Here is a 26,001-nt window from a genome sequence, read left to right as displayed (position 1 = left end):
AAGTGGCCATTCTAGCCATACTTATTTTTATAGTAACTTTAATCTTTGTAATCTGGCAGCCTCGAAATTTATCGATTGGTTGGTCAGCTTGCGGCGGAGCGATCATTGCTTTACTAGCTGGGGTAGTTAGCTTTAATGATGTTCTGGATGTAACACAGATGGTGTGGAATGCTACGTTGGCGTTTGTGGCAATCATCTTAATTTCCTTAATTTTAGACAGTATTGGATTTTTTGAATGGTCTGCTTTACATATGGCGCGTGCGGCACGGGGAAACGGAACACGAATGTTTGTATATGTCATCGTTCTTGGTGCGTTGGTTTCTGCCTTTTTTGCAAATGATGGAGCGGCGCTAATTCTTACGCCTATTGTACTTGCTATGGTAAGAGCGCTGAATTTTGATGAGAAAAAAGTATTTCCATTCATTATTGCTAGCGGATTTATTGCGGATACCACCTCATTGCCGCTTGTGGTCAGCAATCTGGTGAATATCGTATCGGCTGATTTTTTCGGAATTACCTTTATGGAGTATGCAGGTAAGATGATTGTACCTACACTATTCTCTTTGATGGCGAGTATCGTGGTGCTCTATTTCTTTTTTCGCAAAAGTATACCGAAGCAATTTAATGACTCCCAGCTAAAAGATCCGCAAGAAGCTATCAAAGATATGAAATTGTTCCGTCTGTCATGGATTGTACTGGCTATTCTTTTAATAGGGTATTTCGTTAGCGGATTTTTGAAGATTCCGGTATCAGTGGTAGTGGGAATCATTGCAATTTTGTTCATGCTTCTCGCGAGAAGAAGTCCTTCTGTCAAGGTGAAAGAAGTGATTACAGGAGCACCTTGGGCGATTGTGTTCTTCTCCATCGGAATGTATGTCGTGGTATATGGACTTCGGAATGCGGGCTTGACGGATTTACTCGCTAAGGCGATTGGGGTGATTGCTGATCAGGGTTTGTTCGCTGCAACCATGGGTATGGGGTTCATTGCTGCATTGATCTCATCATTGATGAATAATCTACCAACTGTAATGATTGACGCACTCGCAATTGATGCAACGCATACAACCGGAATCATTCAAGAGGCATTAATATATGCAAATGTTATCGGTTCAGACTTAGGTCCTAAAATCACCCCGATTGGTTCACTAGCGACACTGCTGTGGCTGCATGTGCTTTCGGCTAAAGGTGTGAAGATTTCCTGGGGAACGTATTTTAAGACAGGGATTATACTAACTATTCCAACGTTGTTCATTACACTTCTGGGTCTTTATCTGTGGTTGTTAATTACTTAATTTGAAAAGAGGAAGATCAAGATGAACAAAAAAACCATCTATTTTTTATGCACAGGAAACTCTTGTCGGAGTCAGATGGCTGAAGGCTGGGCGAGGCAATATTTAGGGGGAGAATGGAATGTGTATAGCGCTGGAATTGAAGCCCATGGTCTAAATCCAAAAGCTGTACAAGCCATGAGCGAAGTAGGCATAGATATCACCGGACAGACCTCGGATATGATTGATTCTAATCTGCTGAATAATGCTGATCTAGTCATTACGTTATGTGGGGATGCTGCGGATAAATGTCCAACGACACCTCCGACGGTGATGCGGGAACACTGGGGCTTCGATGATCCGGCAAAAGCACAAGGGACCGATGAAGAGAAGTGGGCAGTGTTCCAGCGTGTACGTGACCAGATTGGGGAAAGAATCAAACGATTTGCGGAGACCGGCGAATAGTTACCAGGTGAAGTATCCTATGCTTTTAAAAATATTAAGAAAGTATAAGTTTCACACTATACCTTATCCTTATATTTCTCGCAAAAGCGCTTACCGTCCTTTAGGGACGCCGGAGGCGTTTTTGCTTGGCTTAGGGTATTTTACTACGGGCCATTTCACTTTTCGTAAGGCATTCATAACCTCTGGTCCAACGTTCAGGTTACTTTGAACCAATTCATGTGGCGTGAGAGCCATCCATTGATTCAGAGAAACGTCCGCAAAACGATCGCTTTTGAACATTTCGAGGAACCACAAGGAGTCTTCTCCTGTATTTTGAATATAATGTCCAAATGCAAAAGGGACATACCCAACATCGCCTGCTCTGTAATTAAATGTTCTTGCTACACCGTTTCCGGCAAATACAGTCATACGTCCTTTTCCGGTAAGATAATATTGCCATTCATCGTTATTTGGATGCCAGTGTAGCTCTCTCATCCCTCCGGGTTCAATTTCTACCAATGCGGCAGCGACGGTTTTGGAGATCGGAAAGTTACTGGAATCGACAATTCTGACGCTCCCGCCGGGAGTCTTCAGCGGAGTTTGAGCCAATAACGAATGTTTAAAGCTTTGTGGGATCTCTCCGTATGGAGATTCCACCTTTTGACTTTGCAATGAACCGGGAACCTGATCCTGATAAATATAGACCTGTTCGGTGGGAATGGAGTCAAATGCAGCAGCAGGCACCCCAAAGTTAGCCGAAAGCACTTCTTTCGGAGTATGGGCAAACCAATCGGAAATGGACAAGGTGTTCAGATCAGAGAAACTTCCATCGTCGAATACAAGCAGAAACTCACAGCCTTCTTCGAGACCTTGTATAGAGTGGGGGATACCTGGTGGGAAATACCATAGATCACCTGGTCCCACATCTGCTATGAAGTTGCGACCATTTTGATCTACGGAAGTAATTCGCGCTCGACCCAGCAGCATATAGGACCATTCCGCTTGCTGATGCCAATGTAGTTCACGTACTCCACCGGGGGTTAGGCTCATGTTTACGCCCGCTAGTGTAGTGGCGATGGGGAGGTCTCTGACCGTCACCTCTCTCGACCAGCCACCATGATTAAGCTGCATGTGTGCATCGGAGAAAGAGAATTTTAAATTGGGGACGAGACCGGCATCGGTCACAGGAGGAACAAACATGTCCGGATTCTCCAAATCCCGCATAATATCACGTGGTCCTTTATCTAATCCCCCTGCGCCATCGCTTCGAATGGGCTGAGGGATATTTGTCGTTCTTGACGAATCCTGTCCATCTGCAGTCATCCATCGCACTCCTTTCATGATTCTTAATAACTCAATGAAAATATATGCGGAATGCTGTCTTTTATGATGAATAGCAAAAGTGGAACAAGTTGACATGCGCAAGGGGATCATAGATTATTAACCTATAGAGGTTAAGGTTCCAGACGGAGTAGAGAGGGAGAGGGGTTTGAGATGAATCATATTAAGGAGTCCTTACAACGATTAGGGAAAATAAGAGCTTATGTCATAGGTCTATTAGTGATTATGTTCGCCGCGGGTTCTGCGGTTACACCTACATCGGTGTCGGCAGCTGTCCAGTTAGGGACTCAGGTAATGCCACTGTCATACGGGGGGTATTACGTCCTTTTTCCAGGTAAACTCGCTCCTTATTTTAAATCAGGTAAATTAATGGTGCCGATTCGTGCTTTTTCGAGTGCGATAGGTGCAGATTTACTTTATGACGCATTAACGAATAGTGTTACGGTTTCACTACTGGATCGATCGGTTGGGAAGATTAAAGCAGGGCAGCTAGAGGCAGAATTTAATGGGGAGACAAAAGATTCATTAGGGATCGCCCCAGAGATCAAGGATGGAATCCTGTTTGTTCCAGCATCCCCTATTCTAGAGGGGTTAAAGACATTTCGCTGGGAAACTCAGTTCAATAACGTGAATAAATTAACCCTTGGCATTGGCGCTAGGAAAGGGGAGGAATGGGCGAAGCCTGAGGCAGATCGTGCGCTCACGCCTTACCCAGTGGAGACGACAGCACATCCGTATCCGTTATATCCTTTTAAGCTAACACAAGCTCAATCCGGAAAAGAATTCAGACTAACCTTAGGCGTGCAAAATACCTCCGGCTTCGTCATCCCTAAAGGGAATGCGGAACTAGAGCTGGTGAGTGTGGACCGCAAGGGGAATTCTTACTACCAAACGTTAAAAGGACCTGATGCGTTAACCTCCAAGGCGGCATTGTTGTCATTTTCCGTTTCCATTCCAACAGAGGCTGAATACGTCATTTTCAGATCACGTACATTGAGAGCGGAATAAGTATCATAGGTGTTCTAACAAGATATACAGAGAGCAGGTTAAGAAATAGATGACAGGTAACGAAGGGCAGCACTATCGCTTCAGTGAAGCACCCATTTGGGAATTGCAGCGGGCTTATTATGAGGAACAGGGATTAAAGGCTTGGAATAATGATCAGGTTCCGCAGTATATTACGAGTAATCCTATGATTGCGACTGCATACGCAGAAATGATCTTCGGATTCCTGCAAGATCGGGCAGGAAAAGGTCATCTCTCTGAAACAGTCACCATACTGGAATTGGGAGCAGGAGCGGGTCGATTAGCGTACCATATCCTTAAGAGGCTATGCGAAATCATAGATTACGCGGGAACTCCGCTTCCTCCTTTTCGTTATGTGATGAGTGATTTACCCGCTAAAAATATAACCAGCTGGCAGCAGCACCCAAGCCTACTTCCATTCGTAGAGCAGGGTATTCTGGATTTCGCACGTTTTGATGCAGTACAGGATACTGAACTGTATTTAGTGCACGCTAAGCTCAGCATCAAACCTGGTGATTTACAGCAGCCGCTGCTACTTGTAGCGAATTATTTTTTTGACAGTATCCCGCAGGAATTAATTTATGTGGATGAAGGTAAAATATTTGAATGTGAGGTGTCGATTCAGTATTCAGCGGATGCAGATTCGGACAACCCCTCAGATGTACTCGGCAAAATCATTCCTCAGTATCATTATCGCCGTGCGGCTAATTACGAAGCGGAGACCTATCCCTATCATGACGTTATAGCGCTTTATCAGCAAAAGCTGGAGGATTCCCATATCCTGTTTCCGGTGGTGGGGCTTACATGTCTGGAGCGGCTTGCTAGGTTGTCTAAAGAAGGTTTCGTACTACTAACAGCAGATAAGGGAGATCACCGTATCGAGAATTGGGAATTTGCCGAGCCACCTGAGCTTATTCATCACGGAAGTTTCTCCTTAACGGCGAACTATCATGCGATTCAGCATGTGTTGGAACAAAAAGGGGCTCAATCCTTATTTACCACACATCACTATAAAAACTTGAACATCGGATGTATTCTTATGCTGGACGCGCCGATGAGCTATACGAACACTCGGCTGGGCTACAAACGGTTTGTAGAGCGTTTTGGTCCGGATGATTTCTTCAGTATGAAGGAATGGGGCGACTATCAATTAGACGCTATGGAGATACAGCAAATTTTGGTCTTTTGGCGATTAGGCGGGTACGATGCGGAATGGTTTATCCACAGTGCTGAACGGATTTCTGAGCTATTACCCACTGCAAGTGATGAAGAAATGCTGGATCTTCAGCAGGGGATACGATTAATGTGGACAGGTTACTATCCGATGGAACAGAGCTATGATCTATCACTGGATGCCGGGTTACTGCTGTATGAAATGGATAAGTTCGAGGAGGCGTTAGCCTACTTAGAGCGGTCTATGCATGTCAATTCGGAAGAACCATTAGCCTCGGTGCTTTATAGTATGGCGATTTGTAATTATGAGCTTGGAGCTGAAGGGGCTGCACTGGATTACGCGCGTAGAGCTTTTGCTGTAGAGCCTGATAATGAAGTAGTGTTGGAACTAATAACGGCTCTGAGCGAGGATTAAATCGTAAGAAGACAGAAGTACAGCGCCATTTACACAGGACCATCTATTTGGTATCCTATACAAAATAATTAAACGCGATGACGAGAAGAGTACATAAAATCATTCCTTCACAGAGAGCCCTGAATGATGAGAACAGGGTAAGGGAGATTTTATCGAAACAAGCCTCTGAGCGGCATATCGGAACCGATCGGCGGGGATGGTATGACGGGAGCTCCTGTTATAGAGCTAGAGTATAAGCGCTGCGTAAGCTGCATTGCCGTACTTGATGAGATTGATATGGCGACATATTAATGAACCTGGGGTGGTACCGCGAGAATTTCGTCCCCAAGACCATAAGTCTTGGAGGTGAGGTTCTTTTTATTTTACAGAGGCGGATATCACATATAAACAGGAGGTAATACCAATGAACAAGGAACCAGAAGTAATAGCAGAGAGTTACATCGACAAATTTATTCAAGAAGAACTTGAGGCGGGAGCTTATAGTAGAGACATTTGTACCAGATTTCCACCGGAACCTAACGGATATCTGCATATTGGCAGTGCGTATGCCATTCACACGAATTATACAACTGCGAAGAAGTATGGCGGAGAGTTCCATTTGCGGTTCGATGATACGAATCCTTTAAAAGAGGATCTGGAGTATGTAAATGCCATCATCGAAGATATGGAATGGATGGGCTACTCACCGGACCATACGTTCTACGGATCAGACTATTCGGAAAAAATATACAATAGCGCAGTCACGTTAATCCGAAAAGGAAAAGCTTATGTCTGCGATTTATCACCTGAAGAGGTGACAGCTTATAGAGGGACGCTTACGGAGCCAGGAAAAAACAGCCCTTATCGGGAGCGTTCTGTGGAAGAGAATTTGAAGTTGTTCGCTGAGATGAGGGATGGAGCCTATCCGACGGGAGCCAGAGTATTACGGGCAAAGATAGATATGAGCTCACCTAATATCAACTTGCGTGATCCGGTGATTTACAGAATCATTCATGCGGAGCATTATAGAACAGGCAACGATTGGTGCATCTATCCAATGTATGATTTTGCCCATCCGATCCAAGATGCAATCGAAGGGATTACGCATTCCTTATGCTCCATTGAGTTTAAGGATCATCGACCCCTGTACGAGTGGGTGCTGAATGAGCTGGATACCCCTGAAGCTCCAAAGCAAAGGGAGTTCGGACGCGTAAATATCACTGGTGTCGTCACAAGCAAACGGTATATTAGACAATTGGTTGCGGGACATTATGTGGATGGCTGGGATGACCCGAGACTTCCAACACTTCGCGGACTGCGGAGAAGAGGTTTTACGCCGGAGAGTATTCGGAATTTTGTGAAGGAAATTGGATTTGTTAGGAATAGCACCATTGTAGATATTGCCATGTTGGAGCATTCGCTTAGACAAGATTTAAAGGCGAAGGCACCTAGCGTGATGGCTGTTCTAAAGCCTTTAAAGGTGGTTATTACTAACTATCCCGAAGATCATAGTGAATGGCTGACGATTGAGAACAACAGTGAAGATAAGACGCTTGGAGATAGAGAGGTTCCTTTTTCACGGACGCTTTATATTGAACAAGAGGATTTCATGGAGGAGCCACCCAAAGGTTATCACAGGCTCACTATAGGCAATGAGGTAAGGTTAAAGGGCGCCTATTTCATTAAGTGCAACGAGGTGATCAAGGACGAAGCAACCGGAGAAGTTCTAGCGCTTCACTGCACCTATGATCCGAGAACGAAGAGTGGAAGTGGATTTAATGAACGTAAGGTCAGAGCGACCATCCACTGGGTGTCGGCAGAGCACGCGATCAAGGCGGAAGTTCATCTTTATGAGCGGTTGCTAAAAGATAACGACGGTCCTAAAGAAGATGATGAGCGCTGGGACGCGTATCTTAATCCAGATTCCTTAACGATTCTGAAGGAGTGTTACCTGGAGCCTTCTATGGAAAGTGCACTTCCAGAGGATAAATTTCAATTCATCAGGCATGGATTCTTCTGTGTGGATAAAAAGTATGCGACAGCAGATAAGCTGGTATTGAACCGAATTGTACCGCTGAAGGATACATGGAAAAAGAATTCGTAACCTTTAATGATGATATTTATGATTAGAGTAATTGGCTTAAGCCGGGCGAAGATCGGGTAATTCCTGATGTCGTCCGGTTTTTTTTTGACGTTTAGAAGTGGACAAGCATATGAAAATTTCTGATGAAACATATTTACATTTTTCAGAAATGAGCATATACTTTAAATATAAGTTGCACAGAGGAAACTTTCGTGTATAAAGACAACTTTTTCGGCAAGAGGAGGAATTGGCATGTTAGAACAAACTTTAATAGAAAAACCACATATAGAACAACCGCATATGAGACAACATAAAAACTCCATTTCGGCGCAAGCCGTACTTAATGGGGAGACCAAAGGAATTAAAAGATTACTTCCTTTCTTAGGTCCAGCGTTTATCGCTGCGGTTGCTTATCTGGATCCAGGTAATTTTGCCACCAACATTACGGCGGGTTCAAAATACGGCTATCTCCTATTATGGGTGATTGTAGCCTCGAACTTAATGGCCGTTCTTATTCAGGCCTTATCCGCCAAGCTTGGTATTGCTACAGGAAAGAACCTGCCGGAGATCGCTCATGATCGTTTTCCGAAGAGTGTATCGATCTTCTTATGGATTCAAAGTGAACTGGTGATAATAGCTACGGATCTGGCGGAGTTTATCGGGGCGGCATTGGGGCTTTATCTATTATTTGATATTCCCATGCTGCCGGCAGCACTTATCACTGCGGTAGGTTCATTTGCTATCCTAGAGCTTCAGCGCCGCGGTTACCGTTCCCTTGAGGCAGGAATTGCTGCAATGATCCTTATAGTTGTATTAGCCTTTGCTTTTCAAGTGATTGTAGCTAAGCCAGATATGGGGGCTGTTGCTGTAGGCATGTTCACACCTAAGTTTGAAGGGGTAGACAGTATTCTCTTGGCAGCAGGGATTCTAGGTGCAACAGTGATGCCACATGCCATTTATCTACATTCATCACTTACACAGAACCGTATCGTAGGAGTAAACGAAGCGGAAAAGAAACAGATTTTTAAACTGGAATTCATAGATATTATTATTGCGATGATTATTGCAGGTGCAGTGAATCTGGCAATGGTTATTGTCTCAGCCGCATTATTTTTCAAAAATGGTATCGTGGTTGAGGATTTGGATGTTGCGTTTCAGCAATTTAGTCACTTAGCTGGACCCGTAACGGCGATCTCGTTTGGTTTAGGACTACTCATCGCTGGACTATCGAGCTCTTCTGTAGGAACTATGGCTGGTGATGTAGTGATGCAAGGCTTCATCAATAAAAGAATTAACCTGTACTTACGCCGTGCGATTACGATAATTCCACCTTTGGCTATCATTGGCTTTGGTGTAAATCCAACGAAGGCGCTCGTTATCAGTCAGGTGATCTTATCCTTTGGGATTGCATTTGCCCTGGTACCACTGGTGATGTTTACAAGCAATCGTCAGATAATGGGCGGGTTAGTGAATCGTAAGATGACAGCTGCTCTGGGCTGGATTATCTCCGGTCTAGTGGTATCGTTAAACTTATTTTTGGTATATCAAATGTTTGTATAAGACAGGACATCTTTATTTGGTGAGTGAAAAAAGGTATACTTGAGCATGTTTATAATTCACGCCAGAGTAAGGAGATCGACAATGTCCATGCAAGAAATATCCGGTTATAAGTCTATAGCCCTTGATATTGCACAAAGAATTGTAAGCGGGGAATTTCCCGTACAGAGTAAGCTATCCGGGCGTTCTCTATTGGCAGGACAATATCATGTTTCTCCCGAAACGATTCGTAAGGCTATGGGATTATTGAAGGATGAGAATATAGTGTTTGTTTCGCAGGGGAAAGAGATTATTGTCATCTCTGATCAAAAGGCGTATGAGTATATCACCAGGAATAACTATCTGAAATCAGCTTATTCATTGAAACAGGATCTACAGCAATTATTGCTTGAAAAGAAGAAGCTCGACGGTAAATTTGAGAAGCTACTAACTGGAATTATCGAGGCATCAGACCGGATGAAGAATTTAAAACCGTACCACCCGGAAGAAATTACAATCCATGAAGAATCACATGTGGTTGGTAAAACCATTGGAGCATTACAATTTTGGCAGAATACAGGGGCTACTATTATAGCGCTTCGCCGAGGTGCTGATATAACCATCTCTCCAGGTCCGCATGTCATACTCAGAGAACATGATGTACTTGTAGCAGTTGGTGATGAGAAAATGTACCAAAGAACGGAACAATTTATCAATAAAAATTCAGAAAATCATTTATAATAATAGCTTGAAAAAGGCTATCCAGCGGGGGTTATCACTGGATAGCCTTTTTTTTATAATTAACATATTACAATTATTAACAAACAACCTATTGAATGCATGTAGGTTGTCAGTTTGGGGATTGTTTGTTATAGTTTAACTTACAGAGTAATTGGAGAGATGATCTGACGATAGATATTAGAAGGAGGAACCTCATGCTGAAATTTGAAGGAGTAGGTAAGAAGTATGCTAATGGTTATGAAGCAGTTAAGAACATTAGTTTTGAAATCGAAGCTGGAGAAATACTAGTACTGATCGGTCCCAGTGGTTGCGGAAAGACAACAACAATGAAAATGATAAATCGTCTTGTCCCGCATACATCAGGCCATATTTATATCCACGGTAAAGATATCACCAAGGAGAACCCCGTAAACCTCCGCAAGAACATCGGTTATGTTATTCAGCAAGCTGGTCTATTCCCGCACTACACCATAGAAGATAATGTAGGCTTGATTCCAGACCTAAAGGGCTGGGAAGTGAAGAAGAAAAAAGAACGGGTGCTCGAAATGCTCCGCCTAGTCGGACTTGATCCGGTGATATTTGCCAAACGTTACCCGAAACAATTATCAGGTGGGCAGCAGCAGCGTGTAGGTGTAGCTCGTGCATTGGCAGCTGATCCCGAGATTATATTGATGGATGAACCGTTTGGCGCTTTGGACCCCATTACCCGTGAACAGCTGCAAGATGAGTTGCTGCGCATGCAACAAGAAGTGAAGAAGACAATTGTATTTGTAACACATGATATGGATGAAGCACTGAAGCTTGGAGATAAAATCGCTATTCTTAAAGATGGTGAAATCGTTCAACTAGATACACCTTATGAGCTGCTCAGCCGCCCTGCTAATGATTTCGTAGAATCATTTATCGGCAAAAACCGTATTTACCAAAACCCTGAGTATATCCCCGTAACAGAAGTTATGCGCGACAATCCATCTACATCTCTTCCAGGGCGCACGCTGGGTAAAGCTCTTACCTTTATGCGTCAACGCAAAATGGATACATTACTGGTAGGAAACGAGAAAGGTAAGCTGCTTGGCATAGTCTCCGCTTATGATGTTACCGCCAAAATGGAACAAAGCCTTACTATCGAAGAAATTATGACACCACCTGGGGTGGTGCTGCAGGATACAGCAACAGCAAGAGACGCATTATCATTGATTACGGAAGCTCCATACGGCATTATTCCGATTGTAACCGCTGAGGGGAACATTGCCGGGATTGTTACAAGAGGCAGTCTTCTGACGGCGTTTGCTGCACAATGGGGAGGCGCGAAAGAGGAGGAAGTGTCTGTATGAGAGATCAATCGTTATGGCAACAACTCATATATCAATTAGATTTACGTAGGGAAGATTTGATTCATTCTATGGGAGTGCATATGCAACTTGTGCTCTTGTCCATGTTATTTGCAATTATTGTTGGCATTGCGCTTGGAATTATGATTACACGGGTTAAACCTCTGAAAGGGATTACGCTTGGTGCGGCTGGGATTCTTCAGACAATACCTAGTCTGGCGATGCTCGGATTTATGATTCCTCTATTTGGCATAGGGATGAAGACGGCAGTTGTAGCTTTGTTTCTGTATTCACTGCTGCCAATTATCCGCAACACCTACACGGGAATTACTGATGTGGATCCGTCTATAGTAGAAGCGGCCCGGGGAATGGGAATGAAGAGCTGGCAGATTCTATTCAGGGTTCAACTCCCTTTAGCTTTAAGTGTAATTATGGCAGGGATCCGTACTGCTGCAGTTATTAATGTCGGGACAGCAACACTGGCAGCCTTTATCGGTGCTGGCGGATTGGGTGAATTTATTTTCTTAGGTATTCAACGGAACATCGAAGCTCTAACCTTACTTGGCGCTATTCCGGCCGCGATTCTTGCACTCGTGCTGGATTATCTGCTTGGATTGCTTGAACGGTTAACGACTCCAAAGGGATTGAAAGTATAACTAAAACTCTGGTCTCGAAAGAATATAAAAGGGGAGATTATATATGAAAATTCCAAAATTGATGACAGGCGTTCTAACTACAGTATTAATGGGGACGCTACTTGCTGGGTGTGGTGGTGGGAATAATAATGCTGCTGCGGGTAACAGTGGAGAAATCACGATTGGCTCCAAAAACTTCACGGAGAATGTTCTACTTGCTCATATGATGGCAGATTTGATAGAAGATAAAACAGATATTAAAGTGAAGCGCCAGATGAACTTGGGAGGCTCTAATGTAGCTTGGAGTGCGCTTGAGAATAATAATATCCAGCTATATCCGGATTACACCGGAACCATTGTAGCCAATTACTATCAAGAGGAGACGGGAAACTCTGAGGAATCGTTGACAAAAACCAGAGAACTGCTTGAAAAAGATGGACTGGCCTTTCTGGATCCATTCGGCATAAATAATACCTATACTTTAGCTGTTAGTCGCAAAACGGCTGAGAAGTACAATCTAAAGACTTTCAGCGATTTGGCGAAAGTATCTGGAGAAATGGTTCTTGGCGTAGAGTTCGAGTTCTTGGATCGTGAGGACGGGTACCCAGGTATCCAGAAACTTTACGGTATGGATTTCAAGCAGAGCAAAGGAATGGACCATGGTATCATGTACCGTTCGATCGACGACGGGGAAACAGATGTAACCAATGCATATGCGACGGATGCGCAAATTAAAGTACATGATCTGGTGATTCTGCAGGATGATAAAGAATTCTTCCCACCTTATGATGCAGGACCGATTATTCGTCAGGAAACGCTAGATAAATACCCTGAACTGAAAGACGTCTTAAATCAATTGAAAGGACAGATCAGTGACGAAGAAATGCAGCAATTGAACGCAGAAGTTGATGTGGATGCGCTCAAGGAAGAGGATGTAGCTCGTAATTTCCTGATCAAAAAGGGACTAATAGAAGGCTAAATATGAAATACAAACTAAGGCAGGCTAGGGAATTTCCTAGCCTGCTTCTTTGCTGATTATTTGTAGGTCTGGCTAGTTTCTGAAGTAGTCTGCCAATCCTTCCGCGATAGCCTTGGCTGCTTTTTTCTGATAGGAGGATTTGCGGACAATAGACTCATCTGTAGGGTTGGTAAGAAATCCGAGTTCAACTAAGGTAGCTGGAATTCGATTCTCCCTTAGGATGTGATAATCGCCAAAGGACAACCCGTTGCTCTTAAGACCGATACCTTGTCCCAGCCGGGTTTCAATCGCTCGTGCCAGCTTCAGATCATCGGATTCGGAGTAGAAGAAGGTCAGTGTCCCAGATACTTTTTTCGGAGAAGAATTATAATGAATGCTTACAAATGCATCTGCACGCAAAGCCTCACTCATCTGAGCACGCCTAGCGAGCGTAGGCTTCTGATCCTCCCGGGTACGTGTCATCTCAACCCGTGCACCTTTAGCTAAAAGGGCATCGCGGAGATAAAGTGCGGTTTGCAGATTCAAATCCTTTTCCATGGTGTTATATGTAGTGCCGAGCATACCCGGATCACTGCCGCCATGACCGGGATCTACGACGATTAATTTTCCTCGTAAATTTCCTGTGCGCGAAACGGTGCTTGTAGTGCTTGTGTTGCTTAGTATGGTTCCAGTTCGGATATATTGCGCTGCGACCCAACCGATGTCACCGCTAGCTGTTCGAATTCGCGCCCAATCGTTCTGACGAAGAAGGAGGGCGACAGAATCCTTAGCTTTTAAAGAACCGAGTACCTTATATTGTGTTCCTGGACCGCTTCGGATGCGCAGTGAATCTGCCGTAACTGTAACCTTTGTGGTACTACTCAAAGAGGTGGAAGAAGCAGTGCTGGGTTTGGAAGCAACAGATGATCCAGAAGCGCCAGATTGCTTGGAGCTATTGTTCACCTTTTTTAGGTAATAGCCGGCTACCCAGCCAGAGATGTTACCCGTCTTAACTTTTAACCATCCGTGCTGTTCATCGGTCACAGTTACCTTTGCTCCGTTCTTAATAGATCCTACAACAGTTGCATTCTTTGCCGGCTCATTGCGTACATTTAGAGAGTTCGCATATACCTGAGCGGTATAACTTTCCGCTGATGTTTTGGCTTCAGCAGACTGTGGTGCTGCTATACCCAAAAGGCAAGCTGTGAGCAACGTGACACCTATCATTTTCTTCATAGTATCCTCGCTTTTTCAAAGTAGTCGTAATTTTTTACCCACTTTACGAGGTTTAGAATAATATTTTTTGAGATGAATTTGAGGACTTGGCCTCTTTTCCGGTGGTCTAAAGACTTGTATAATTATTACATATCGGGAAGGATGAAGGAGTACTGCCGTGACTAAACCAAAGCTATTCATTGGATCTTCCAGAGAATCCATACGTTATGCAAGAGCGATTCATGAGCAGCTGAAGAGGGATGCTGAAGTACATCCTTGGTATGCTAATGCCTTTCGAGCGAATGAATATACGATGGAGGCACTGGAGAGAAATTTGGATGAGAGCGATTTTGCCGTATTTGTGTTCTCGCCAGATGATGTCGCCAAAATACGCGGTAAATTTTATTATGTGACTCGTGATAATACAGGGTTTGAAATGGGCTTGTTTTGGGCCAGATTGCGGCGTAATCGCGTCTTTTGCTTAGTGCCGGATCAGGTGACTGCCCGCGACGATTTAATCCCTGGACAGAATGTTGAAGAATATCATCTGTTGTCCGATTTGTCGGGAATTACAGCTTTAGAGTATGAGATGCACCATGATAATCCTACGGCTGCTGTAGATGTGAGCTGTGGTAAAATTATTGATAGTATTCAAGGGCTTGGAAGATTCCGTGACCCGGTGAAAGATTTAGAGCAACTAAAGATGGAATTAAGGCGCAAAGAAAGTATCCTTCATTTTTTTTGGCAATATAATAGTAATGTGACCATCTCTGAGGGTGGAGAGAAGTATCACGCACTCAGTGAGGCGATACGCAATTCTTTCTTACCTCCGAAGCATTGTCGTGTGATCGGTGCTGCGATCTGGCAGGCTCAAGAGAAGGAACAGCTTGCTCAGGTGGGTGGAAATGTCGGACGTGGTCACTCCTATTCCTTGACTGTGACGAAAGGGAATGAGAAGCAGCCTAGTGTGGTAGATGCATTTTTATCGAGCAAATGGACTTTTTTTCAACGCACGGAAGTTGCGGAGGTATATATCCTATGCTATCCTCTAGGTAAGAAGTATGTTCTTTCCGTACATTTTTCAGGGAGTGATGGATTATCTGCGGATGATCTTAAAGCGGTAGTTGAGAATAATCAGGATTTATTCCGTACCATCAATCATTTAGTAGGGGAGGATTCAGCATGAAGCGAATAAAGGGTATTAACAACTTATCGGGTGCTGTTCTCCGCTCTGCAAGTGGTGGAAGCAGGAGTGCAGAAGATAATAAGAATACCACAAGCAAAACAGGGTCGAGCCATTCCGCTCAGCAACCAGCTTCAGCTCAAATTTATACTGCGCCTTCTTTAGATGGTGGAGACGATGAATATAAGAAGCTTATTAGCGGGAAGGTAGACAACAATAAACCATCCTTTGCGTGATGAGCATAAGTGGCTGTCTCAAAAGTAGTGATCTACTTATGGGCAGCTTCTTTTTTTTGAGAGTAATTAGGGAAAAGCTCCCTGAAAATAGCTGATAATTACTCTAAATGAGTGAAATCAGGGAATTCCTCCCTAAAAATCGGGGGAATATCTATATTTACCGCCGAATCAGGTTAATTATAGGGAGGTATTCCCTAATTGTTAGTCTATTGAGTAGAAATCTCCGATTTTCAGGGAGATATTCCCTAATTCTTGAGCAGAGCATCCGGTTCACTTCTTACAGCAAGACACAATGTTGCAACAGCACAAAAAGCACTTCTCCACGAGCGGGAGAAGTGCTTTTTTATTTACTGGTACAGCCCCTCAGTTCTATCGGCTATTCTTCTTGGCAATCTCGCGTCGTACGACAGGGGCAACCTCTGTTGCCAATAGTTCAATAGCCTTGGCTACCTTGGCGTAAGGAAGGCCGCCGATGTCGAGCTGAGTCATAAAGCGGCTATGGCCGAACAGCTCATGCTGATAAAGAATTTTTTCGATAATTTGCTGCGGGCTACCTACAGCCATCGTGTTATCAGCAGATACATATTGCCCAAAGTCGTCACGAGAAACGCTGTATTCTTGACCAGGTTTTGGGCTGATGGAATTACGATAACTATAGTAATACGGGTAATATTCATCCAGCGCCTGCTGTGAGGTTTCGGCAATGTAGCCGTGGCTGGTAATCGCAATCTTTAAAGCCTCAGGTGCATGGCCCGCCTGAATTCCAGCGCGTCGATAAGTTGCAGCAAGCTCTTGGAAAGGCTCTGGACTACCGCTAAGAATGGCGATAGCCATTCCAGTTCCGAGTACGCCAGCTTTCTCCGCGCTTTCAGGAGAACCACCTACACCTATCCATACAGGAAGGCTTTGCTGAAGAGGGCGTGGTGCAATCTCAGAATCCTTCAAGGATGAGCGGAAGGAACCCTCCCAGTTCATAATTTCATGCTTATTAAGCTCGAGAAGCAGATTAATATTCTCGGCGAATAGTCGATGATAGTCTTCAAGTTCGTACCCAAAGAGCGGAAAAGATTCCACAAAAGCACCACGTCCAGCAATAATTTCTGCACGGCCATTCGACAGTAAATCAAGTGTGGCGAAATCCTCGAACACGCGCACGGGATCAATCGTGCTTAATACAGTAGTGGCACTCGTCAGCTTGATTCTGTGAGTAACCTGGGAGATGGCTGCCAGAACGACTGGAACCGAAGAAATCGCGAAATCAAGTCGGTGATGCTCACCTACACCAAATACATCAAGCCCTGCTTCATCCGCCAGCTTGGCCGCAGCTATAACTTCGTCGAGTCGTTGTTTCGGGCTGATCTTATTACCGGTATGACAATCAGCTACAATGTCTCCTAAGGTGTAGATCCCGAATTCAAAGTCGGATGCTGGTGCTGTGGTTACCTCGTTACTCATGATCACAAACCCCTTGTTATTTATATATTTGATAAAGCATGTTCGTTTATGGAAGAATGTGATTATTATAACACAATAACTTACAAATTGTAAGTTTATGAGTAAATGTTTTGATTTCTGCTCTTATTAATGTCAAAATGAGGAAGGTTAATCCATGTTTTTACATTCTGCTCGTCTTAGTATTATATTTTGATTTTGAGAAACTATCCAAATGAGAGGAATCATGTGCATGTAGCTTTTTGGAAAGGGAAAATGAGGTACATAGAGGAGGAGTTAGGTCATGAGAGGAACATTATTGAAGTCATATCTTCGTACTGCAATTATTGGTTTAGGGGTATTGCTTATGGTAAACCCGGTACAAGCTGCTGCGGCTGATTCACACACCTCTTTTATAGGCTCGAATTTAGATGATTATTATGCAAATCTGTCTGCTGCGAAGGTTGAGTGGTCAACTACGATGGATTTGCCAACGCTAGGAGATTTACCAACGGACTACATTATGGGTAAGGGCGTTGTTGCAGCCGGCGCAGGTAAAGCTTTTATCCTTCAAAAGGGCCAGCTTTTAGCCATTAACGCCCAGACGGGAAAAGTAATGTGGAAATACGGCTCCAAATTAAAGGCACCGCTACTTTATCAAGATGGTGTGGCCTATGTGACTTCAGAAGCGGGCACAATCTATGCAGTCAACGCAGCTAATGGAAAAAATAAATGGAGTTCATCAGCAAACAGTAAAGGCATCAGCCAATTAGTTATTGATAAAGATCAGCTTTTTGCCGCCAATGGTGATATTCAAGCCTTCAATCTGAAGGATGGAAAATTACAGTGGCGTGATAATTTCGGTGAAAAGCTGTATGAACCGTTCATGGTTGAGGGGAACCTGATATTAGCTCAAAACTCAGAATCCGGAGCGTATACGTATGACATTCTACATGCCTTTGATCGAACAACGGGTAAAGAGCTTTGGAATAACAGAGATCATTATTTTCCGATTGCTGAGATTAATGGAACGCTTATAACACAACGAAAGGCTACCTTATTCGATGCTCTTCCTCTTACTACACTCGACAGTTTGGATGTTAAGACAGGTAAAGTAGTGAAGACAGTAGTTTATAACCCTGCTAACATAGACCCAAATGATCCCGAAGCACCAAAGGGGGGCAGTGCCTGGAGTGACGGTGACAGAATTTTTATAACAGGACAAAAAGGAGTCTACAGCTATCCAGTAAATGCTGATCCTGCTACCGTAACACGGGATAATTATTCCTACGAATCCATCGGAGCTAAGTTATCCTACGCCGCTGGTCCTTATGATGGAAGAATTCTTTTTAGTAACGAACAGAGCATTTATGGTGTTAAAATGGCCAATAAATCAGTGGTTCAATATACTGGAATCAGCAATCTGATTGCCCGCTTTGATCTGCTCGGACATGGTATGTATGTGGCCCAGACTGACGGGAAATTAATCGCAATAGATCTGATTTCAGCAAAACCGATTGTGCAGCTCAAAACATCAGGTAGAGTGTTCGGCCCAACCTTGCTGGAAAGCGGTATGATTATTGTGCAGAGCAAAGGGATTTTGACCGCTTTCAAGGAGCCTCAGGTTTTGAAAATCAAATAATCGATTCCATAACGGCTCTCCGATAAATACTCGGCAGAGTCGTTTTTTTTTATGGATAATCCACAATTCCAGTGCGAAAAATACAAATCTATTTTATGATAAATAGGTTATATAATGAGTAGGTTATACATTAACGAAATTAAAGAGAAGGACCGAGGGATATCATGGAACAGCAAGCGATTTGGGCGATAGGTATTTTTCTACTAATTTATGGGCTAATTATTTCTGAAAAAATTCACCGTACGATCCTGGCGATGTTAGGCGCTATAGTTATGGTAGCGATGGGCATTGTGGATCAGGAGACGGCACTGCATCACATTGATTTCAATACCCTTGGTTTACTTGTAGGCATGATGATGATTGTAGGGATTACTGCAGAGACAGGACTCTTTAAATATGCGGCAGTGAAATCAGCTAAGCTGGCGAAAGGGAAGCCGAGAAGAATACTGATTGCCTTATTTGTTATTACAGCAGTGGCTTCTGCTTTCTTGGATAATGTTACTACAGTGCTGCTAATGGTACCCGTTACCTTCAGTATTACAAGGCAACTGCGCATAAATCCGCTGCCTTTTTTAATGTCACAAATTATTGCATCGAATGTCGGTGGGACGGCAACATTGATCGGAGATCCACCTAATATAATGATTGGCAGCGCTGTGAAAGAGCTGACGTTTATGTCTTTTATCAGCAATCTGACACCTGTGATCATCATCATTATGTTGGCGTATATCCCGCTTTTACTACTCATGTTTGGTAAGCAAATTAAATCCACTCCGGAATTGCAGCAAAGCATCATGAACATGGACGAGAAGGCAATGATTACGGATCATAAGCTGCTGCGAAAATGTTTAATCGTACTTGGAATTACGATTACGGGCTTCTTTTTACACCAGGCGTTACATTTGGAGTCTGCCACGGTTGCCTTAGCAGGGGCTTTTTTACTGCTCTTACTAACCGGAGGAGAACATATGCTGGAAAAAGCTTTTCACAGCGTGGAATGGATTACAATATTCTTTTTTATCGGACTGTTTGTTCTGGTATCAGGACTCGTCGAGACAGGTGTCATCGCGGAGCTGGCTGCCAAAGCGATTGATTTAACAGGTGGGGATGTGCTCATGAGCTCGATGATGATCTTATGGGTCAGTGCAATTGCTTCTGCGTTTCTAGATAACATTCCTTTTGTAGCAACGATGATTCCTTTAATTCAGGAGATGGGGCAGATGGGAATCACCAATCTGGAGCCCCTCTGGTGGAGTCTAGCCTTGGGTGCCTGCTTGGGTGGCAATGGTACATTGATCGGGGCTAGTGCCAATCTGATCGTTGCCGGTCTAGCTGGAAAAGAGGGCTACCCGATTACGTTCATGAAGTATTTAAAGGTGGGCTTCCCCTTAATGCTGCTGTCCATTATGATCTCAAGCGTATATTTATATTTAAGATATCTGATGTGAACGAGTGTGTCTGAAATAAGTTTTATTGTTGACAGCTTTTCAAATGGATGATATTTTAAATATTATAATTCCAATTGATTTACTTTGAATAATAATTACCGACTGTTCCTACAGAGGTATTGCGAATGTAAAAGCGCAATACCTCTGTTTTTTTTGTATACAGAATTGAAGGAGGGGTCACGATGGGAGAAGCGTTGCTGTCGATTTCAAATCTAAATAAACGTTTTGAGTCTAGTGGAGGGCATGTTCAGGCACTGTATAATGTTGATCTCCATGTGCAGGAAGGGGAATTCATTACAGTGATCGGTCCCAGTGGCTGTGGCAAAAGCACGCTGCTGCGCATCGTGGCCGGTTTGGACAGTGGATATACGGGGAGTGTTACCTTAGAAGGGACGGAGATTGGAGGTCCCGGAATTGATAAGGGATTTATTTTTCAAGAGCATCGTCTCTTTCCTTGGCTCACTGTAGAGAAGAATATTGCTTCCGATTTGCCGCTAGGGAATAAGGAGGTTAGGCGGAAGGTCGATGAGTTGATCGATCTGGTGAAGCTAAATGGTTTTGAGAAATCCTATCCCCGGGAACTATCGGGAGGGATGGCCCAGCGGGTGGCGATAGCCCGTGCGCTCCTGCGAAATCCCAAAATTCTGCTCCTGGATGAACCGTTTGGTGCACTGGATGCGTTCACTAGAGCGCATATGCAGACGGTGTTACTGGACATTTGGCGGGCCAACAAAACGACCATGATTTTTGTAACGCATGATATTGATGAGGCTGTATTCCTAGGCAATCGGGTAGTCATTCTAGAACCGCGCCCAGGGAAAATACGTAAGATTGTGCCGGTTGATTTGCCATATCCGCGTAAAAAAACAACGTCTTCCTTTCAAGAGCTACGCCTGAAGGTACTGAATTATTTTGAAAAAGTAGATGAGCTTGAGCTTGTTGACGGGGCAGGAATATAGCATTCTCAAATTAAAGTAGCCTAAATGAAAATAAATATGTCGACCATACCGATGGAGACCTCCGAAATTGTTCAATATTCGAGGGTCTCTTTTTGTTATTTAAAGAGATTGTAAAGCTAAAAAAAGGTGGGTGCAGAGCATGACAAATCGGGCTATGGCCGTAAGAACTTCCGGACGCCCCGGAAAGGTAACCACATTGGGACTGGGCCTTCTGCTACCGGGCACTGTGCTGATTCTGTGGCAGATTCTTGGACACAATGGATTGATCTCAGAGATGCTGTTCCCGACACCGTATACCATTGCTGAATCTTTTGTAACCTTGGCCGCTTCTGGGGATTTATGGCCGAACTTTAAGATCAGCTTGGTCAGAGCCCTTTCTGGCTTCCTGCTCGGTGGTGGACTTGGTCTACTATTAGGCATTCTCGTAGGTCTGTTCCGCAGATCAGAGAAATTGCTAGATCCATCCCTGCAAATGATTCGCATGATACCAAGTTTGGCGGTAGTACCGCTGTTTATCTTATGGTTCGGGATCGGTGAGGAGTCCAAGGTGCTATTGATTGCTAAAGGAGCATTTTTCCCGCTGTACATTAATACGTTCATGGGCATTCGCGGCGTGGATAACAAGCTGTTCGAAGTATCTAGAGTGCTTGGATTTAGCCCTATAAAGCAAGTTGTAAGGCTAGTACTTCCAGCGGCGCTGCCGAACATTATTCTCGGAGTGCGCCTTTCCTTAGGGCTGTCTTGGCTAGGTCTGGTAGTGGCAGAGCTAATTGCATCCACTTCGGGCATTGGGTATATGATGTCGGACGCGCGTCAATTTGCGGATACACCTGTGGTGTTCGTGGGAATTATTATTTTTGCCATTGCAGGACTAGTGAGTGATTCTATTGTTCGCTACATTGAACGACGGCTGCTGAGATGGCAGGACAACTATCGTGGATAAACAGAAAACGCGCATGAATCGAAAGGGGGATGCACCATGAGCGATGGAGTAGAAGCTATTTTAAAAAACACTACAAGAGCAAGGGAATCGCTGGATAGCAGTGATATTACTCCTTTATCGACTAAGAAATTGGAGAAATCTGTGGTACCTATAGCATGGAAATCTTTACTGTCAGATTGGGGAACCGGTGCTATCATTCCGGTGGTGACGATCGTCCTTTGGCAGCTGGCAGGAAGTACCGGACTGATCTCCGCACAGTTTCTTCCGACTCCGTTGTCGATCGCCAAAGCTTTTTCCGACCTATTGGTTACTGGAGAGTTAACTCATCACCTAGGTGTCAGTATGGGGAGAGCGGGAATTGGTTTTCTTATCGGAGGGGTTCTAGGTCTTTTATTCGGAGTACTGACTGGCTTGTTTCGCAGTGTGGAATATGTGCTCGATCCTAGCGTACAGGTGCTACGGCTTGTCCCTCATTTAGCTATAGCACCACTTATTATTTTGTGGTTCGGCTTTGGAGAGATGTCCAAAGTAGTGATCATTCTGACAGGGTCATTCTTTCCGCTCTATATTAATACATTTATGGGCATCCGGAATGTGGACAATAAGCTGTTCGAGGTATCTCGGGTGTTAGGCTTTAGCCCGTACCAGAAGCTGCGCAGGCTGATATTACCGGCAGCATTGCCCGGAATTTTGTTAGGATTACGGCTATCATTGGCTGTAGCGTGGATAGGTCTTGTTGTAGCTGAACTCATTGGATCACAGTCCGGCATCGGATTCTTGATCAATGAGGCGAAGCAAAATTCCAATACAGAGGTTGTGTTTGTAGGCATTATTATTTTTGCTATAGTCGGCAAGCTAATCGATTCTTTGTTCAGAATCATTGAACGTAAATTCTTGTTCTGGCGCGATAGTTACGAAGGGTAAACCATTTGAGGAGGTCTTGAGCTATGAGTGGATCGATACAAAAAGGATCATTACATTTGGTGACAGATGTACTCGTGATAGGCGGAGGCCCTGCAGGAACATGGGCAGCCCTTACGGCCTCAGCGAAGGGTGCGAAAGTCGTCCTCGCAGATAAAGGCTATTGCGGTTCGAGCGGTGCAACGGCACCCTCGGGAACTGGGGTCTGGTATGTGAAGCCGGATGAAAAGCTCCGGGAGGAAGCTAAAGCAAGTCGTTATATATTGGGCGGTCAGTTGGCTGAATCGCGCTGGATGGACCGAGTGCTAGACCGTACCTATGCCAATATGAACAAACTTGGCGTTTCAGGATATCCATTCCCTGTAGATGAGCAGGGTAACCAATATCGTAAGAGTCTTCAGGGACCGGAATATATGAAATTAATGCGTAAGCTGGTGAAAAAGGCAGGCGTTAAAATTCTAGATCATAGCCCAGCCATGGAGCTCCTTGCGGATGAGCATGGCGTAGCTGGAGCGGCTGGAGTCCATACGCAGAGTGGTGAGACTTGGACGGTTCAGGCAGGAGCGGTTGTCATTGCTACCGGTGGGTGTGCTTTTTTAAGTAAGGCCCTCGGTTGTAATGTGTTGACCGGAGATGGCTATCTATTTGCAGCTGAGGCTGGGGCGAACTTGTCCGGTATGGAATTCTCCAATGCCTATGCTATCTGCCCTACGTTCTCCTCTGTGACCAAGACTGCGTATTACAACTATGCCAGCTTTTATTATGAGGATGGAAGCATTGTGGAAGGGGCGGGTTCCAAGAAAGGACGTTCAGTCATCGCACGGAATCTGATGGCAGGCAATCAGGTGTACGCCAAGCTGGATGGAGCACCAGAGGATTTAAGACCTCTTTTGCGGGTAGGACAAACGAACTTTTTCCTACCATTTGACCGCCAAGGAATCGATCCATTCAAGGATGCTTTTCCGGTTACGCTTCGTCTCGAAGGAACGGTTCGTGGGACGGGTGGTATTCATATCACGGATGAAAGCTGTGGTACAGGTGTCCCAGGTCTATACGCAGCAGGAGATGCTGCTACCCGTGAGCTGATTTGCGGAGGCTTTACTGGTGGAGGGAGCCATAATGCGGCTTGGGCCATGTCATCCGGCTCTTTTGCTGGTGAAGGAGCTGCTGTTTATGCTCAGAGTCTCGGATCGCATGTCGCACAACGTAATCCAGTAGGATTATCGTCCTCACCACTGGTACATCAGGAAGTGAAGCCGGGAGTGACAGCCCAAACGACAGAGGTTGTGTCTGCTGTGCAGGCTGAGGTGAAGCCGTATGACATTAATTTATTTCGTACGAACAAAGGACTGACCTCTTCATTAGGTCGTCTGGATGAACTATGGAAAGAACAACGCAGCCGCGAAATTCAGCTTACCCCTGAAGGGGTTAAAGCGCGTGAAGCAGAAGCCATGACCGCTACCGCCCGCTGGATGTACAATTCTGCGCTTGCCCGTACGGAGACGAGGGGCATGCATAAGCGTGAGGATTTTAAAGGAACGGATCAAGATCAGCATCATCGCTTGATTAGCGGTGGATTGGATCAGGTATGGGTGAAGACAGAAGCCGTGGCCAAGGAGGGTGTTCTATCATGATTGAGGTGCTCAGCGCTGCCAGATGTGTAGAATGCAACCAATGTGTATCGGTCTGCCCGACCAATGTCTTCGAACGGGTAGAGGATGGCATTCCTGTTATTGCCCGGCAGAGCGATTGCCAGACTTGCTTTATGTGTGAGTTGTATTGTCCTGTGGATGCTCTCTACGTTGCGCCAGATTCAGAGAAAGTGATTGGGGTGACAGAGGCAGGGCTTCAAGAGCAGGGACTACTTGGTGGTTATCGTGAAAAAGTAGGCTGGGGCAAAGGTAGACAGCCGGTGGCAAGTCATGACTTTATGTACAAATTGGCGTCGAGGGCAGGGTTCTGACCTTGATTAAGATTTAGATAAATAACATAAATCTAGGGGGAGAAAGAAATGAAACCAGCGTACAGAGAGATTCAAGGGAAACGATCTAAAAGGGTTCGATTTGCACTTTTTTCTACGATTATGATGATTATGTTGGTGCTTCAGGCTTGCGGAAATAACGCTGGGGGCAATGAAGCATCTGCAACCGGCGGCTCTAATACAGAGAAATCTGGAGGCGAAGCCACAAGTAACGTTCCAGCGGTACTGAACTTTGGTTTTATAGGCTCCAATAAGTTGAATGTGCCAGGTGGTGCGGAGGGCTGGGGCTTTTATAAAGGGATCATTCAAGAAGAGTTGAAGAAATATGGCATTACTGAAGTGAAGCTTACGGGCTTTCCAAACGGTCCTGATCAGACAGAATCTTTAATTAGTGGTCGGTTGGATATCGGCAGCCTTGGGGATACACCTGCTATTATTGCTTATGCCTCTGGTGCCAAGACACGTCTGATTTCACAATCCTCAGCCAACACTATCGGTTATCTAATCGGTAAGAAGGATGGACCAAAGACGGTGAAAGATCTGCAAGGGAAGACTATAGCCATTCAAAAAGGCTCCTTCATGCACCGCTATGTGGTTGGATTACTTCAGGAGGAAGGTGTAACTGACTACAAACTCGTGCATATGCTCATTCCGGATGCTACCGCAGCCTTGGCTCGTGGAGATGTAGATGCTACGACTAACTTGGGTGTTCCTGCGCTGAAATTAATTGACCAAGGCTACATTCATTTAGACGATGCCTCGAAGCACCCGAACTTGCTTGGCACTAGTGCAACTGTCGTGTCTGAGGACTATCTGGCGAAATTCCCTGACTTTCCGAAGGTGTGGAACGAAGCTCGTGAGAAAGCCTTGGCAGACTTAAAGCAGCACGAGGATGAATATTATCAATTTTTGGCTGAAATCGGAGATACGACACCAGAGCTGGCCAAACAAGTAAATCCGATCAGCGATATTAAGGATACCGCGTTCACAGACGAAGGAACCAAGCTACTTGAGGGGACCAAGAACTTCCTTGTCGAAGAAAAATTAGCGAAAAAAGACTTCAATATTAGCGATTGGCAGCTGAAATAACGATTGCTTGGAAAGCGCAAATG

At 44.6% G+C, this 26,001-nt stretch carries 23 protein-coding genes and 1 other annotated feature; of the genes, 20 read left to right on the top strand and 3 right to left on the bottom strand.

Annotation, left to right across the window (positions count from 1 at the left end; translation table 11 throughout):
* Positions 1–2: 2 nt before the first annotated feature.
* A complete protein-coding gene (locus QNH28_RS26105; protein ID WP_283909143.1) occupies positions 3–1,292 on the top strand; it encodes an arsenic transporter in 1,290 nt (429 codons plus the stop codon).
* Between the two features lie 21 nt (positions 1,293–1,313).
* Complete coding sequence (gene arsC, locus QNH28_RS26100; RefSeq protein ID WP_283909142.1) at positions 1,314–1,733, top strand: arsenate reductase (thioredoxin); 420 nt, start codon at positions 1,314–1,316, stop codon at positions 1,731–1,733.
* 90 nt (positions 1,734–1,823) lie between these two features.
* On the opposite strand, the gene QNH28_RS26095 is transcribed toward arsC, so the two are convergent.
* Positions 1,824–3,035, bottom strand: coding sequence for an oxalate decarboxylase family bicupin (locus QNH28_RS26095; protein WP_283909141.1), 1,212 nt, complete (start codon positions 3,033–3,035; stop codon positions 1,824–1,826).
* A 171-nt stretch (positions 3,036–3,206) separates the two neighbouring features.
* Between QNH28_RS26095 and QNH28_RS26090 the strand changes: the two genes are divergently transcribed.
* From QNH28_RS26090 to QNH28_RS26055, 8 genes are all read left to right on the top strand, one after another.
* Positions 3,207–4,061 carry a copper amine oxidase N-terminal domain-containing protein gene (locus tag QNH28_RS26090; RefSeq protein ID WP_283909140.1) on the top strand — a complete coding sequence of 285 codons (855 nt, stop codon included), beginning with the start codon at positions 3,207–3,209 and terminating at the stop codon, positions 4,059–4,061.
* Positions 4,062–4,110: 49 nt separating this feature from the next.
* On the top strand, positions 4,111–5,667 hold the full coding sequence (locus tag QNH28_RS26085) for an SAM-dependent methyltransferase (RefSeq protein WP_283909139.1): 1,557 nt from the start codon (positions 4,111–4,113) through the stop codon (positions 5,665–5,667).
* A gap of 68 nt (positions 5,668–5,735) precedes the next feature.
* Positions 5,736–5,996: a binding site (T-box leader), on the top strand.
* A 74-nt stretch (positions 5,997–6,070) separates the two neighbouring features.
* On the top strand, positions 6,071–7,750 hold the full coding sequence (locus tag QNH28_RS26080; RefSeq protein ID WP_283909138.1) for a glutamine--tRNA ligase/YqeY domain fusion protein: 1,680 nt from the start codon (positions 6,071–6,073) through the stop codon (positions 7,748–7,750).
* 279 nt (positions 7,751–8,029) lie between these two features.
* Complete coding sequence (locus QNH28_RS26075) at positions 8,030–9,289, top strand: Nramp family divalent metal transporter (RefSeq protein ID WP_283912271.1); 1,260 nt, start codon at positions 8,030–8,032, stop codon at positions 9,287–9,289.
* Positions 9,290–9,370: 81 nt separating this feature from the next.
* On the top strand, positions 9,371–10,006 hold the full coding sequence (locus QNH28_RS26070) for a GntR family transcriptional regulator (RefSeq protein ID WP_283909137.1): 636 nt from the start codon (positions 9,371–9,373) through the stop codon (positions 10,004–10,006).
* Between the two features lie 194 nt (positions 10,007–10,200).
* A complete protein-coding gene (locus QNH28_RS26065; protein WP_283909136.1) occupies positions 10,201–11,340 on the top strand; it encodes an ABC transporter ATP-binding protein in 1,140 nt (379 codons plus the stop codon).
* Complete coding sequence (locus QNH28_RS26060) at positions 11,337–11,993, top strand: ABC transporter permease (RefSeq protein ID WP_149644861.1); 657 nt, start codon at positions 11,337–11,339, stop codon at positions 11,991–11,993. The genes QNH28_RS26065 and QNH28_RS26060 overlap by 4 nt, the downstream gene beginning before the upstream one ends.
* Positions 11,994–12,036: 43 nt before the next feature.
* A complete protein-coding gene (locus tag QNH28_RS26055; protein ID WP_283909135.1) occupies positions 12,037–12,951 on the top strand; it encodes a glycine betaine ABC transporter substrate-binding protein in 915 nt (304 codons plus the stop codon).
* Positions 12,952–13,023: 72 nt separating this feature from the next.
* Here QNH28_RS26055 and QNH28_RS26050 read toward each other — a convergent pair whose 3' ends face one another.
* On the bottom strand, positions 13,024–14,166 hold the full coding sequence (locus QNH28_RS26050) for an N-acetylmuramoyl-L-alanine amidase family protein (RefSeq protein WP_283909134.1): 1,143 nt from the start codon (positions 14,164–14,166) through the stop codon (positions 13,024–13,026).
* Between the two features lie 157 nt (positions 14,167–14,323).
* On the opposite strand from QNH28_RS26050, the gene QNH28_RS26045 reads away from it, so the two are divergent.
* Both QNH28_RS26045 and QNH28_RS26040 read left to right on the top strand, forming a co-directional pair.
* Positions 14,324–15,331: a TIR domain-containing protein gene (locus QNH28_RS26045; RefSeq protein ID WP_283909133.1), complete on the top strand. Its 1,008-nt coding sequence runs from the start codon at positions 14,324–14,326 to the stop codon at positions 15,329–15,331.
* On the top strand, positions 15,328–15,564 hold the full coding sequence (locus QNH28_RS26040; protein ID WP_076285512.1) for a hypothetical protein: 237 nt from the start codon (positions 15,328–15,330) through the stop codon (positions 15,562–15,564). The genes QNH28_RS26045 and QNH28_RS26040 overlap by 4 nt, the downstream gene beginning before the upstream one ends.
* A gap of 369 nt (positions 15,565–15,933) precedes the next feature.
* On the opposite strand, the gene QNH28_RS26035 is transcribed toward QNH28_RS26040, so the two are convergent.
* Positions 15,934–17,019: an LLM class flavin-dependent oxidoreductase gene (locus QNH28_RS26035; protein WP_283909132.1), complete on the bottom strand. Its 1,086-nt coding sequence runs from the start codon at positions 17,017–17,019 to the stop codon at positions 15,934–15,936.
* 280 nt (positions 17,020–17,299) lie between these two features.
* Here QNH28_RS26035 and QNH28_RS26030 point away from each other — a divergent pair, with 280 nt between their 5' ends.
* The 8 genes from QNH28_RS26030 (at position 17,300) to QNH28_RS25995 (ending at position 25,978) form a co-directional block, all read left to right on the top strand.
* Positions 17,300–18,637 (top strand): PQQ-binding-like beta-propeller repeat protein, encoded by a 1,338-nt coding sequence (locus tag QNH28_RS26030; protein ID WP_283909131.1) that lies wholly within the window; start codon positions 17,300–17,302, stop codon positions 18,635–18,637.
* 164 nt (positions 18,638–18,801) lie between these two features.
* The gene (locus QNH28_RS26025) at positions 18,802–20,085 is read left to right on the top strand and encodes an ArsB/NhaD family transporter (RefSeq protein ID WP_283909130.1); all 1,284 of its coding nucleotides are present in this window, start codon (positions 18,802–18,804) and stop codon (positions 20,083–20,085) included.
* A 182-nt stretch (positions 20,086–20,267) separates the two neighbouring features.
* Complete coding sequence (locus QNH28_RS26020) at positions 20,268–21,044, top strand: ABC transporter ATP-binding protein (RefSeq protein WP_283909129.1); 777 nt, start codon at positions 20,268–20,270, stop codon at positions 21,042–21,044.
* A 154-nt stretch (positions 21,045–21,198) separates the two neighbouring features.
* Positions 21,199–21,987: an ABC transporter permease gene (locus QNH28_RS26015; RefSeq protein WP_481858412.1), complete on the top strand. Its 789-nt coding sequence runs from the start codon at positions 21,199–21,201 to the stop codon at positions 21,985–21,987.
* A 36-nt stretch (positions 21,988–22,023) separates the two neighbouring features.
* The gene (locus QNH28_RS26010; protein WP_283909127.1) at positions 22,024–22,911 is read left to right on the top strand and encodes an ABC transporter permease; all 888 of its coding nucleotides are present in this window, start codon (positions 22,024–22,026) and stop codon (positions 22,909–22,911) included.
* Positions 22,912–22,934: 23 nt separating this feature from the next.
* Positions 22,935–24,542, top strand: a complete 1,608-nt coding sequence (locus tag QNH28_RS26005; protein ID WP_283909126.1) for an FAD-dependent oxidoreductase — start codon at positions 22,935–22,937, stop codon at positions 24,540–24,542.
* Positions 24,539–24,871, top strand: coding sequence for a 4Fe-4S dicluster domain-containing protein (locus QNH28_RS26000; RefSeq protein WP_283909125.1), 333 nt, complete (start codon positions 24,539–24,541; stop codon positions 24,869–24,871). The genes QNH28_RS26005 and QNH28_RS26000 overlap by 4 nt, the downstream gene beginning before the upstream one ends.
* A gap of 48 nt (positions 24,872–24,919) precedes the next feature.
* The gene (locus tag QNH28_RS25995; RefSeq protein WP_283909124.1) at positions 24,920–25,978 is read left to right on the top strand and encodes an ABC transporter substrate-binding protein; all 1,059 of its coding nucleotides are present in this window, start codon (positions 24,920–24,922) and stop codon (positions 25,976–25,978) included.
* The last annotated feature ends 23 nt before the right edge of the window (positions 25,979–26,001 follow it).

Source organism: Paenibacillus sp. G2S3 (genome assembly GCF_030123105.1).
Classification (GTDB): Bacteria; Bacillota; Bacilli; order Paenibacillales; family Paenibacillaceae; genus Paenibacillus_AQ.
The sequence above is the reverse complement of the archived record's forward strand: the minus strand, read 5'-3'. Positions and strand labels throughout refer to the sequence as shown.

Coding starts and splice junctions, on each gene's coding strand:
- QNH28_RS26085 (WP_283909139.1), top strand. CDS start 4,111: ATGACAGGTAACGAAGGGCAGCACTATCGCTTCAGTGAAGCACCCATT.
- QNH28_RS26030 (WP_283909131.1), top strand. CDS start 17,300: ATGAGAGGAACATTATTGAAGTCATATCTTCGTACTGCAATTATTGGT.
- QNH28_RS26060 (WP_149644861.1), top strand. CDS start 11,337: ATGAGAGATCAATCGTTATGGCAACAACTCATATATCAATTAGATTTA.
- QNH28_RS25995 (WP_283909124.1), top strand. CDS start 24,920: ATGAAACCAGCGTACAGAGAGATTCAAGGGAAACGATCTAAAAGGGTT.
- QNH28_RS26080 (WP_283909138.1), top strand. CDS start 6,071: ATGAACAAGGAACCAGAAGTAATAGCAGAGAGTTACATCGACAAATTT.
- QNH28_RS26015 (WP_481858412.1), top strand. CDS start 21,199: ATGGCCGTAAGAACTTCCGGACGCCCCGGAAAGGTAACCACATTGGGA.
- QNH28_RS26055 (WP_283909135.1), top strand. CDS start 12,037: ATGAAAATTCCAAAATTGATGACAGGCGTTCTAACTACAGTATTAATG.
- QNH28_RS26020 (WP_283909129.1), top strand. CDS start 20,268: ATGGGAGAAGCGTTGCTGTCGATTTCAAATCTAAATAAACGTTTTGAG.
- QNH28_RS26090 (WP_283909140.1), top strand. CDS start 3,207: ATGAATCATATTAAGGAGTCCTTACAACGATTAGGGAAAATAAGAGCT.
- QNH28_RS26010 (WP_283909127.1), top strand. CDS start 22,024: ATGAGCGATGGAGTAGAAGCTATTTTAAAAAACACTACAAGAGCAAGG.
- QNH28_RS26000 (WP_283909125.1), top strand. CDS start 24,539: ATGATTGAGGTGCTCAGCGCTGCCAGATGTGTAGAATGCAACCAATGT.
- QNH28_RS26050 (WP_283909134.1), bottom strand. CDS start 14,166: ATGAAGAAAATGATAGGTGTCACGTTGCTCACAGCTTGCCTTTTGGGT.
- QNH28_RS26035 (WP_283909132.1), bottom strand. CDS start 17,019: ATGAGTAACGAGGTAACCACAGCACCAGCATCCGACTTTGAATTCGGG.
- arsC (WP_283909142.1), top strand. CDS start 1,314: ATGAACAAAAAAACCATCTATTTTTTATGCACAGGAAACTCTTGTCGG.
- QNH28_RS26075 (WP_283912271.1), top strand. CDS start 8,030: ATGAGACAACATAAAAACTCCATTTCGGCGCAAGCCGTACTTAATGGG.
- QNH28_RS26065 (WP_283909136.1), top strand. CDS start 10,201: ATGCTGAAATTTGAAGGAGTAGGTAAGAAGTATGCTAATGGTTATGAA.
- QNH28_RS26040 (WP_076285512.1), top strand. CDS start 15,328: ATGAAGCGAATAAAGGGTATTAACAACTTATCGGGTGCTGTTCTCCGC.
- QNH28_RS26025 (WP_283909130.1), top strand. CDS start 18,802: ATGGAACAGCAAGCGATTTGGGCGATAGGTATTTTTCTACTAATTTAT.
- QNH28_RS26095 (WP_283909141.1), bottom strand. CDS start 3,035: ATGACTGCAGATGGACAGGATTCGTCAAGAACGACAAATATCCCTCAG.
- QNH28_RS26005 (WP_283909126.1), top strand. CDS start 22,935: ATGAGTGGATCGATACAAAAAGGATCATTACATTTGGTGACAGATGTA.
- QNH28_RS26070 (WP_283909137.1), top strand. CDS start 9,371: ATGTCCATGCAAGAAATATCCGGTTATAAGTCTATAGCCCTTGATATT.